General features: G+C 54.4%; 8 protein-coding genes. All 8 read right to left on the reverse strand.

Annotated features, from left to right (window positions below; genetic code table 11):
* Positions 1 to 77: 77 nt before the first annotated feature.
* The 8 genes from tssA to C1N64_RS15220 all read right to left on the reverse strand — a co-directional run bounded on the left by tssA (position 78) and on the right by C1N64_RS15220 (position 11,763).
* Positions 78 to 1,103 (reverse strand): type VI secretion system protein TssA, encoded by a 1,026-nt coding sequence (tssA, locus tag C1N64_RS15185; RefSeq protein WP_033742167.1) that lies wholly within the window; start codon positions 1,101 to 1,103, stop codon positions 78 to 80.
* 10 nt (positions 1,104 to 1,113) lie between these two features.
* Complete coding sequence (gene tagF / locus C1N64_RS15190) at positions 1,114 to 1,830, reverse strand: type VI secretion system-associated protein TagF (RefSeq protein ID WP_033742168.1); 717 nt, start codon at positions 1,828 to 1,830, stop codon at positions 1,114 to 1,116.
* Between the two features lie 14 nt (positions 1,831 to 1,844).
* Positions 1,845 to 5,471 carry a type VI secretion system membrane subunit TssM gene (gene tssM / locus C1N64_RS15195; RefSeq protein ID WP_033742169.1) on the reverse strand — a complete coding sequence of 1,209 codons (3,627 nt, stop codon included), beginning with the start codon at positions 5,469 to 5,471 and terminating at the stop codon, positions 1,845 to 1,847.
* 3 nt (positions 5,472 to 5,474) lie between these two features.
* A complete protein-coding gene (locus C1N64_RS15200; RefSeq protein WP_080752842.1) occupies positions 5,475 to 6,722 on the reverse strand; it encodes a DotU family type VI secretion system protein in 1,248 nt (415 codons plus the stop codon).
* A 16-nt stretch (positions 6,723 to 6,738) separates the two neighbouring features.
* On the reverse strand, positions 6,739 to 8,079 hold the full coding sequence (tssK, locus tag C1N64_RS15205) for a type VI secretion system baseplate subunit TssK (protein WP_033742173.1): 1,341 nt from the start codon (positions 8,077 to 8,079) through the stop codon (positions 6,739 to 6,741).
* A 21-nt stretch (positions 8,080 to 8,100) separates the two neighbouring features.
* On the reverse strand, positions 8,101 to 8,604 hold the full coding sequence (tssJ, locus tag C1N64_RS15210) for a type VI secretion system lipoprotein TssJ (protein ID WP_050504999.1): 504 nt from the start codon (positions 8,602 to 8,604) through the stop codon (positions 8,101 to 8,103).
* A gap of 23 nt (positions 8,605 to 8,627) precedes the next feature.
* Positions 8,628 to 9,224 (reverse strand): hypothetical protein, encoded by a 597-nt coding sequence (locus tag C1N64_RS15215; RefSeq protein WP_033742175.1) that lies wholly within the window; start codon positions 9,222 to 9,224, stop codon positions 8,628 to 8,630.
* Positions 9,225 to 10,302: 1,078 nt separating this feature from the next.
* A complete protein-coding gene (locus C1N64_RS15220; protein WP_394514921.1) occupies positions 10,303 to 11,763 on the reverse strand; it encodes an EmmdR/YeeO family multidrug/toxin efflux MATE transporter in 1,461 nt (486 codons plus the stop codon).
* Positions 11,764 to 11,893: the final 130 nt, after the last annotated feature.

Raw genomic sequence — 11,893 nt, forward strand, 5'->3', positions numbered from 1 at the left:
TCTCTCCATAAATAATGCGCGGTTACTGGCTCGCAGGAGGCGCGCAGGTCTCGCTGCGTTAAGACTTCACTGATAGCTTAGTCGCGGCGTCCAAAAATGTTTTCTAACTGATGTACACCATCCGGCGCAAGGTCGCGAATGATGTCCATAAAGTCGAGTTCGATCAGGCGCTGTACACGGTCAATCATCAACGGTGCCGGATGGCTGGGCTCGTGCTGCGTAAAGTACTGTTTCACTTTTTCCAGCATTAACTGCGCTTCAGCACGCGAGTTAAGCTGAGCACTGCGCCAGTCTGTAGCGGCGCGCGACGCGGCCCTGGGCGCGGTTGGGTTTTCAGTTTCCGGTGCAGACTGTACGGCCGCTGCCAGAGACTGTAACGCGCCGATATCGGTGGCCTGGCAACGCTCATTCAGCATGGCGAAGCTGCGCTGAAGCTGACTCATATCCGGTAAGGCCGTTTCATCCAGCTTTTCAGTCACCAGGCTACGAATGCGCTGCAAACGTTCGCCAATGTCCTGAATGGCCGCAACGCCGGGTTGCTCGCCTCGCGCCAGTTCATCATTAAGACGCGGCAGGCCGCCAGGGTAGTCTGGCACTTCCGTTTTACTGCCGTCACATAATGCAGCGGCATCGCGAAGCGTAATCCCGTCGGAAGCATAACGCAGCAACCACGACTGGCGCACCGCGCCCGCCAGGGCTGACTGGTCGCCCAGCACGGCCAGGGCATTGATGCGGTAAAAGGGATCGGGCTGGCCATCTTCTTCCAGACGTGGCCACAAGGTTTCCCAGTATTGCGACATGGCCTGCTCAATCAGTTGCAACCCCTGTGCATAGCCGGGCAACCCTTTAAGACGAGTCCAGGCGTGCGTCAGCGTGAGCATGACGCGTAAATCTTTACTGCGGCTCATTAAATCCAGTGCCAGCTTTTCGACCTTGTTCCAGTCAGCCGGTTCGGCCGGAATGATGGTATTGCCGAACTGCTGCTCGGCTTTGCCTACGCTGGCCTGTTCCATCGCCTGAAAATCCGCATCGTATTCCAGGTTATCCCCGCAGGGATTATCGTGGCTTACCGGTATCAGCAACGTGTCAATATCAATACTCATCCGTTTCGCCTCAGGATTCAAACATAGGAGGATAAAGTCCATTTCGCCCGGGCTTTGCACCGCCCGCCGGATCGAATAACAGCGAAAATAACTGCGCTGTCAGGTTGCCGCTGTGGACATGGGTATAAAGCGGAAAACCGTCGCTCTGATTGGTCCACCAAAAGCTGCTTTGAAACTGGGGATCAAAACTCTGTGATGGCAAATTCCAGCTCAGGGTGGAGGCATTATTCTCCCCGCTGCCGATCACCGATAAGATATCCGATGAGGCTTCGCCTTCCTGAGGCTGTGGAAGGGGAATACTTAACAACGCCTGATCAAACTGCTCGGGCGTGCCACCCTCCTGAACCGCCCGCAACAAGGTATTGCCCATCTGGTGATACCAGTCACCGGCGCGGGCCAGCAATAACGGGGCCCATTCCGTTGGCGTAAAGTAGCGCAACGCACAGAGCGGATAATGTCGCCCGACGCTGTCGCGGGCGGCGGTCAGGCAGCCCATCTGAATCAGCTGCGTACCTAACATGGGCGGTATGACAAAATTCCATACGGGCGCTTTAAGAAAGGCCCGGGACGCGGAATGCTCGCCTTCCGCACTGGTTTGCCAGTGATGCAATCCTACCTGAAACCAGTTCGACCACTGGCGCTGCAGGGTATCGGGGAAACGTCGTTTTACGAAATCACCCGAACTGGGCAGTTTGCCGTACCAGCCAGGTGCTGCGTATTGAGTCATAGTCAGATCCTGTTTCAGGGACAGCTAAATGCAGGGAGCTGGAAGGGGTTCCTGATGCTGCCCGGCGTAAAGGACAACGTCACATTATGGCCGTCCACATTAAAGCTGGCTTCGCGCGTCAGTCCGCCGACCGAGGTGACCTGTGCGCGGTCAAAGAAGCGATTAAGCGCCCATGGCCCGCTGGTGGTCAGCGTGGAGGTCGTGCCATTCGTCAGGCCCAGTTGCATGCGCACCTGACTGGTTCCCCCCGGACCGGGCCAGCTGACTAACTGCACCGCCTGTGGACCATGACTGTAGCGTAAGATTTGCCCGTCCACGTCCAGCGTCATATTAAGAATGTCGTTGTCCATTTTTACCGTGCGCAACGTCACGCGGAAAGAAGGCGTGGTGGCACCATTGGCAAAAAACGCATCGCGAATCGACTGAGCCTGCTGGAACGGACGCAGCAACGCTTCGCCCCCCGGTAACGTTTTACCATCAATGCCCGGCGTGAAACGCCATGCCGCGCGGGTGGTATCCACTTTACTGGCCAGATTGTCCCGGAAGAAGCTGTCCATCAGTCCGCTGCCTGGCGCAAACATGCGCGCCAGATCGTCAGGCGTGACTTCACTTCGCGCGTTGCGCACTAAAGGATAGCGGCCGGCAATCGCCTGGCGACAGAAACTGCCAACTTCCATGGTAATGCGCTTGCGGACGTTATCCATATCGCGACGCTGTGCATCACTGCTGGCACCGACAGCCATACCGGAGACCATATTTTGCAGCGAGCCAGGCAAACGGCCCGCGCTGGCCTGCAGACGGCTGATCGCATCACTGGACGGCGGTGGCATTCCGCTGTTCGCCGCGTCCTGTACGGCCGTGAGGTAACGATAGAGGTCGTCAATCTGCTTCAGGAAATCATCCACGGCCAGCACTTTGCTGCCCTGCTGCAATGGCTGTGCCAGTTCGATAATCGGTGCGAAATGGGCCGTTACCGCTTGTTCAGGCGTTTGCTGCACCGCACCCTGTTCACCATTCGAGCGCGGCGAGGTAAACAGTGCCTGTAACGTGCGCGTGGCACTGTTATCTGACGCGGCTGCGGCATTTTTCGCGCTCTTGTCGTCAGGTTGTGCCCGCGTCAGCGTGAGCTGTTTACTCAAATTAATAACCAGTTGCCGCAGCGGGGAATGGTTACTGGATAACAGACGTGCGGTATTAATACGCTGCGTTAAATCGGCACTGCTGTTGAGCTGGATATCGCTGAGAAACTGCTCCCACTGGCGAATATAGTCCTGAATATACAGCTGACGCACCGCCATATCGGTTTGTTTGCTGTCTTCATGGGCCGTTTCGCCGCCCAGCACCCAGATATCATCCTTGTAGAGAGCATCCGTAACGGGGGCGATCTCTTTATCAACGTGGTTCCAGTAGCCGTCGGGCGTGAAAAGTCCGGATACGCCTTCATTCACGGATTTACCGCTTTTACGTGAGAACACCAGTTCGCTTTGCGGCCCACCCAGGGCAGCCAGGGTCACGGGTGACAATGCACTATCGCGTTCCAGCAGGCGTTTCAGGCGTCCGTAAACGCGCTGTGAAAGCGGCATCTGACTAATCAGCGCCTGCTCGCGCTTTACCAGCGCGTCATCCTTCGCATACGGCGAGGACTGGATCTGTGTTTCCAGCAACTGCTGCAGGTGCCACGCCAGCTGTTTCACCTCCGCCTGCGTCACATCCTGAGGCAGTTCACGGGAGATATTTAACATCATCCACGCCTGAAGAAACTTACCGTCATAGTGCTTTGGCTGATACAGCATCTGATAAGCCTTCAGGGCTTCATAGCTGTAATCGGCATCGCTGCCGTTGTCATTGCGTAACCAGCGGGTAATATTTTGCGCCACTTGTGGCATCAACAGTTGTTTAAGTGCGCGATCGTATAACGCCTGCGTGGCGTCACTCACTTCCGTACCCCGATACAGTCCCATGCGACGCGTCAGCGGCGGATGCTCCAGGGAAAAAGACGCGCTTTCCGGCAGGTGCAACAGCGTGTTGAGATAAGGGACCAGCGCAAACAGGTTACCGTTCACCTCTTTTTGCAGTTTGTCACCCAGTTGCTCGACCTGCGGCGTTTTGGCCGCCATCTCCTGCAGATAAGTTTTATTTTTGTTGTAGCTGATCAGCCACAATGTCCCCGCAATCAGCACCAGGATAAGCAAGGCCAGGTAGCCCGACCAGAGCCCTACGCGATTACGGAGTTCCCACCAGCGATTGCTGCCCGCCAGGCCCGACTCCTGAAAGATGACGTTTTCCAGCACCCCTTTCAGGAAGAAACTCTGGCCTTTGTTCTGCGGAATCGGGGCCTCTTTATCCACCTTGTCCCAGCTACCTGACTCGCCCTGCTGCTGGCCCGGCAAGTGCAGGGCACGTGTCAGTTCGCCCATCACACGGTCAAATGGCAGCCCTTCCTGGGTGCCGCTGGCGAAATAGATCCCGCGCGGCGCAAACTGCGTTTCGAAATCAGAACGGGCAAAGAGAATATCCAGCGCTTCAGCCAACTGTGGGCGCAGCGCGGCAAATTCTTGTGGGAACAGATAACTTTCTGCCCGCGCCTGCGCATCACTTTCCGCCAGCAGAACATCCGCCAGCCCGGCATCCAGCCGCTGTTGCAACAGAGCATATTCCTGCTGGAACTGGCTGCTCAGTTCGAAATCCGCTGTCGAGGCTTTCGCCCATGGGAAGGTAAATCCCCAGATCTGTTCGCGCTGTGTTTTATCCAGACTGGCAAAATAACTGCGGAAACCTTTTAACAGGTCAGCTTTAGTGACCAGCACATAAACCGGAAAGCGAATGCCCAGTTGATCGTGAAGTTCCATCAGGCGCTGACGCAGCGCCATCGCCTGATTACGCATGGCGTCGGGCGACTGCGACAACAGATCAGCCACGCTCAGTGTCACAATGACGCCGTTTACAGGCTGACGGCCACGGTATTTGCGCAGCAGCGCCAGAAAATGGTGCCACTCACTGGCATCACGCTCCTGCTGACTTTCCTGCGTGGTATAGCGTCCTGCGGTATCCAGCAGAACAGCTTCATTTGTAAACCACCAGTCGCAGTTTCGTGTTCCGCCAATACCGCGTAAGGCCGCTTTGCCAAATTTATCGGCCAGCGGAAACTGCAAACCGGAATTCACCAGCGCCGTCGTTTTACCCGCGCCAGGCGCACCGATAATCATGTACCACGGCAGTTGGTACAGGTACTGATGGCTGAAGCGCTGCGCCCAGAAAGGGGCGCCTTTGCTGCTCTGGCGCTGAAAATGCGCCTTTTTCAGCATTTCTGTCGCTTCAGAGAAGCGGCTGGCAAGCACCTGATCCTCACTGGTCAGGCGTTTGCGCTCTTCCTCAGGTGCGTCCGGTTTGCTGGTCTCCAGACTGGACATCAGTTTGCGGTTTAGCCAGTAGTTATACAGACGTGGAATCGCCTGACTCAGACCCCAGACCACATACAGCAGCGCAATACTGATCATGCGGTTCTGTTCAGACTCCAACGGCCGGGAATCCACTATCGAGAACACCGGGCCGATGACCCAAATGATAAATGATAACGCTGTGATACCGACGAAGCCCCACGCCAGGCGGCTGGTCAGTATCGAAAACAGGACATTCAGCATGGATTAGTTCCCTCTTGCCAGGCCGTTAAGTTCAGCTTTCGTCGTGTCAGGTGCGACCTGCAGCGTGATTTCAACACGACGGTTGCGGGCGCGGTTCTCTGCACTGTTATTAGGCACCAGCGGGTGCGTTTCGCCCCGCCCTTCCGCTTTGACACGTGACGGATTGGCCAGCTGTTTTTGCAACAGGTTCTGAACGGACTGAGCGCGAGCCAGCGACAGCTCGTAGTTCGACGCAAAACGTGCACTGCGAATCGGCACGTTATCGCTGTATCCCACGACCAGGATTTTCCCGCTGACGTTGTTCATGGCCTCGGCAATGCGCTGAATCACCGCATCATAACGCCCACGAACTTCCGTTGATCCAGAGGCGAATAAGCCGTCTCCTTTCAGCGTCACCACGCTCTGATCGGCCTCGTCACGCACCGCGACCAGGCCTTCATCGATTTCTGGTTTGAGGAAGGACTTCAGGTTCAGTGACGGCGGCGGCGGCGGTGCCGGATTTCGAATCTGCACTTCGGGCAGTGTCGTCTGATAAATTTTGGCCAGCACCGGCGAGGTGTAATCCCCCAGCCGCCAGTTAAGCACAATGTAGAACAGGCAGGCCGCCAGGCCCGCCAGCGCGGCGCAGGCCCACAGCGGAATCATCGGTCGCCAAAGTTTGCGCAACACCGGTTGATCGGTAGGATGTGGCGAAAGCGCAGCGGCAAAACTTCCCCTGACGCTTCGGATCATCTGCAGCAGGCGCTGTTTGATGGTGTCCAGCTGTGAACGCCCGTTGTCGAGTACGCGGTAGCGCCCTTCGAACCCCAGCACCAGACAGAAATAAATCAGCTCCAGTAACAGAATATGCTGTCGCGGATTTTGTGACAGTTTAGCCAGCAGCTGGAAAAACTTTTCGCCACCCCAGGTTTCGTTGTGAAAAGTTACCAGCAAGCCATTACTGGTCCACACACCGCGGCTGCCCCAGGGCGTCAGCGCAGCGGCTTCGTCCAGCGCCGTACACAGGCAGTAACGTGCGCCAACGATCACTTCGTAGCTCAGACCCGACTGCTGACAGGCCAGCTCGAAACGACGAATCTGTTCGATAAGTTGCTGGCGTAAACGGGCGGGATCGTCATGCGATACCGAGTGACGAATCTGGGGAATGGCGTTGATCAGCGGATTAGCTGCGGCCACCAGCGTGTTCTGATGGCTCAGACTTAACTCCTGCTGAAAAGCATCACTGTTCGGTTTGTTTTGTTCCTGCATCATGCCTGCTCAGTTTGAATTATTCTGACTGACTGCGAATGGCCCAGAACTCCATGTTCAGGCCCGGAAACTCACCGGCAAGGTGCAGCGCGAAGGCACCCGATCGTTCCATCTCCTGCCAAAGCTCGCTGTTTTTATCCAACTCAAAATAGCTGTATCCCGCGTGCCAGGGGATTTGCGGGGGCGCGCCAGGCATGGCTCTCAGAGCCAGCCCCGGAAGCTGCAACTGCACGAGATCGCGAATTTTGGTCACAGGCGCGACCTTCATCTGTGCCGGGAAATGGGTTTTGAGTGCATCGGCGGGAACGCTTGCCTTGACGGCCAGCACAAAGCCAAATTCACGCACCATGCTGTTGTCTGGCACGGTGGCGACGTTCAGGCCGTGTGAACGCTGCGTCAGTGGCAGCTGAATGGCGCTCTCTTCCATGACCTGCGACAGCCCCTGACGCAGCAACAGGGTGAGGCGCGAAAAGCAACCTTGCAGATCATCGTGATCGTAAAGGGGAAGCGCGTCAGGCGTACGGGCCTGCGTCCAGGTTGCCAGTTCCGCGGCCAGTTGTAACCAGTGGCTGTAGAGCGTTTCAGGATGCAGTAACGGCAGGTGCTGCAGATGAGCGTGCAGCCCCAACTGGCGATTAAGGAGCGCCAGCAGCATGAAATCCACCATATCTGCACTGTTAAAACGCCCGGTACCTGGCGCGCGCTGGCTCAGTTGCTGGCTGCGCTGCTGAATCATACCGTGCAAATCCGTCATCATGCTCTGAAGCGGACGACTGCCTGCAAGCGTTAAGGTAGGAGGGATGTAGTCATTGTCTAAACGAATGTGGTTGTCACTGCGTTTTTCAACAATCTGCGCCACGCCCATGGCCGTCCACTCTGCGGTCAGATCCTGCTCCAGCATTAACCGCAGGCGAAGCTTGCCAAACTGGACGGTGGCGGTGCCAACAGCCTGCGCGTTGTCATCTTCGACTTCCGCTTCCCAGGCGAGGTAGCGCGCCAGAGAATCTGGCGCATCTTCAAACGTTACCGCTTCGCGGCCATTACGCCGCGCGGGGATGGCCAGCACCACTTTCGCCCGGTCAATATTCGCGGGCACGTCTAATGGGGCTGGACCTTGCTGGGGCTGGCTGAAAGCAAAAAACGTCCCATCCGGCAGACATCCACTGGCGGCATTGAGCGCCAGCTTGCCCTGCCGTAACAGCGCTTCATCAAATTCGAGATCGAAAAATCCCCAAATGTAAGGACGTTGCGACTGGCCCCATTCACGCAGCGAGCTTTGCAGAAAATTTTCTGCCTGCTGGAAATGGTGAGGACGCAAAAACATCCCTTCCGCCCAAACAACCTTTTCGGCTCTGTTCATAATCATCCTTTGAAGACGGTGTTATTGCTTAACGGGACGCATACCGGCATCGTCAACAATAATGTTGGCGTTTAGCTCACCATCATTGCTTTTCCAGAACTGCCAGAATGAACTGCTGTCGCTGTCCGGAAAAGGCAGCGCCAGCCGCCACACTTTGCCATCCAGCTTTTGATATTCCGCCATGATGCCGATAAACCGTGCCTCAGGCAGGCTTTTCGCACTCAGCGTTTTACTGAGCTGACCGGACATCAGGAAAAACTGCTGACTGTTAAGTAGCGTATTGCCTAATGCTGTCGCGGGTTGATTCTGTAATGTGAAGAAATCAGCGGACATAAACTCGGCATCCGACGTCAACAGCATGACGCGCACTTTGAGCGGCGCGCCGGCGTTGATGGGGGGATGCGCCTGAAAATTCAGGTTGTAGCGCGCGATATCGGGCTTACTGCTACTGCATGCGGTCAGCAGAAGTAGCAGGAAGGGCCAGAGCCATTTTTTCAGGCCAGCGCGCAAGTGGGTATGTGCCATATCTGCCCCTCCCTGCCCCTGACTTAGTTAATGATCCAGGTACCGTTATTGCTGTTCTGGCAGGCCTGGCTGTTGCCATCAACAGAGACGCAGGTCTTTTTCTTCGCGGCGGCACGCGCACGACGCTTAGGCTGATCGGCTTTGATGGTTTGGTCGTATAAATCGCTTTTTACCACTGCACGGAAAGGCACATAGCCAATGACTTTGACCGCATTGGTCGGTGCCTGAGGCGCGGCGCCCTTACTGTCGGTGGCTTTCGCGTCAGTTGCGGGTGGTGAAACCGCGTCAGCTTCTTCGCCCAGTGCCAGCCAGTTATTTTCTACCTGACCCACAACGGTATAGGTTTCACCCGTTTTCAGCGTTTCCACGACCTTGCCGCCAAAATCCGGGCGTGTCATCACAGAGGCAGGATACAGGGCACGGTAACTCTCATTGACGGCGGTGAACTGTGCAGGCGCAGCTACGGCATGACGGTGAATCAGGGTAGTGCCATCAACGGTATTGGTGACCATTGTGTCATCTGTCATTTTTGGCGGTGTTTTACAGCCTGCAACAGCAAAAACAAACATCAGGCTTAATGCAATTCGAAAGTTCACCATTTTTTTCATATTTAGTTCCATTAATACCCAAAAAAGTGGCCATTGGCCGGTGGTCAGCGCGTCATATTGTTGCACAACGTCAACTGGACGCCAGATAACGCCAAATCATTGATTAACAATACAAGTTGCCTGAATAGGAGCGTTGATTGAGTGTAAATTTTATACGATGAGCATGAACAGTATAGGCACAGTTCATAAAACCTGATGACCGGAGAAGCGGGTCGGCTGAATTTCACAAAATACATTCAGCAAACTGACCCATTCCTAAAAGCAAACGGTATTAAAGCAGCCAGATTATGTTTTGGTAAGACACGATTTTTGTTAGGTAATCGTTAAACTTAACGGGGCTGGTTAATCGTTATTCGTGTGGGGAGAATGGTAACATCCTGCTTAAATTCCAGTCGATCTCACACAAATAGCAATAAATCAATGGGTTACAAAAAAATATGCAGCACCATAGCTACCGCACGAGCCTGTACATCCTGCTCGCCTGTGTAAAGTTCTTTTCCATTTATTAACATCTTACACAGCTTTACATATTGCCTTGAAAAATTCAATACAGCTCCCAGTTACGTAACTAAGTAATAGTATTTATGTTTTTTACTAACTCAAACAGATGACAATACGGTGAAACCTGCACATTTCGTACGTCTGATACTCATCTATGGTCTCAGCGCCCCTATCCTTTAGTATAAAAGCTTAAGCCAGATGAATATTTTAAGGTGCCGGATGGCCCTGAACGCTGAGAAAACCGTCAGCTCAAACGCGATGCGTAAGTTGAAAAGAGGAATTAAGTCAAATTTGGCTACCTGGTCTTTCTGAAACAAAATCAATAACACATATTAATCAAAGAGTTAAACGAAGCAATGGCGTTAAATTTAAGAGTATTCCTACCCGAAGGCGATACGCGCGGCCCTGGATTCGAACGCATTTCGTCCGCTTTGCGGGAAAAGTGGGCACAGAACCGTCCTGACGAATGACGAAACCTGTGTAGAGGCAGGTAAATGAAAAGCGTGGCAGTATTAAAACAGACTGTGATGATGCGCGGCGCGAAGCTGCCACGCATCATCCCCTCTCACAAACGGGTGGCTGAAGGTATTCAGGTGGATTCTGCCCTGGCGAGCATCTTGCGGTAGTTATTAAGCCATTTTCCGCTTTTCAGTCGCCCCCAGAAAAATCCGCCGCGCACCGTCCAGTCAAGGAACATGCCCAGCCAGACACCAATCACGCCCATACCGAGTTCAATGCCCAGCAGATAACCAATAACAACCCTTGCGCACCACATACTGAACATCGATACATACATCGTATAACGGGCATCACGCGCGCCCTTCAGGCCGGCGGGCAGCACCCAGGAGGCGGCCCAAATCGGCATAAACAGGGCATTCAGCCAGATAAGATGTTTGGTGACGCTAATCACTTCCGGATCGCTGGTGTAGAAGCGTGCCAGCAGCCCCGCCAGCGGTATGGTCAGCGCAGCAACGCCTGTCAGACAGATTGTAGCCAACAGATAGACGTGCTTGATTTGCCGCTCTGCCTGAAAAACCTGATATTTACCTAAGCGTTTTCCCGTAATAATGGTCGACGCCGATCCCAGCGCATTACCAGGCAGGTTAATCAGTGAGGCGATTGAAAACGCGATAAAATTGCCGGCAATTTCGTTGGTGCCCATGCCCGCCACAAAGACCTGTGTCAGTAACTTCCCGCCGTTAAACAGCACGGATTCAATACTGGCCGGCACACCGATGCTTAAGACTTCAAATAAAATACTGCTGTTCCAGCGCCTGAAATAGCTGGACAGCGAAATTCTCAGTGAGGCGTTGAAGCCAATCATTAACACGTAGATGACCGCTATTGCGCCAATGTAGCGGGTAATTGTCAGCCCTAATCCGGCCCCCACAAAGCCCAGCCCCTTCCACGAAAAACAGCCATAAATCAGCACACTGCTGATAACGATGTTAAGGATATTCATCCCACCGTTAATCAGCATCGGTATTTTCGTGTTCCCTGCCCCACGCAGCGCACCGCTACCAATCAGCGTAATGGCCGCCGCCGGATAACTCCATGCGGAAACCTGCAGATAGCTGAGTGCCAGCGCTTTCACTTTCGGTTCTGCTGCGCCTGCGATGGCGTCAATAATCAGATGCCCCCAGAACTCAATGGCGATAACCAGCACCAGGGCTAATACCGTCATCATTGCCAGCGACTGCCGTGTTGCGGCGCGGGCCCGTTTACCATTTCGTCTGGCCAGGCTAAACGCGACCACTACCGTGGTTCCCAGGTCGATGGCGGCAAAAAAGGAGATGACGACCATGTTGAAGCTGTCTGCCAGCCCGACGCCGGCCATGGCTTCTTTGCCCAGCCAGCTCACCAGGAAGGTACTTAACACGCCCATCAGTAGCACACAGGCATTTTCAAAAAAGATAGGAACTGCAAGAGGCGAAATTTCACGCCAGTACAGCGTGCGGTAAGCGCGACGTTTCGGATACCACGCCGTGCGCTTAATCGCCTGCACCACTGCTACGCCGGGATTTTGCAAAGGAGTACCAAATATGAACATGTCGGGAAAGAACTCTAATGATGGTAGCGTAAAGTGAAATATGCAAAACGTTTTGCATTCCTGTTAAATCATCGTTACACACTTTTCTGCTCTCGCCTTTAGTCGCGCCGAATCGGTGCTGCCATGCTCC

Source organism: Pantoea sp. SGAir0215, from assembly GCF_043543215.1.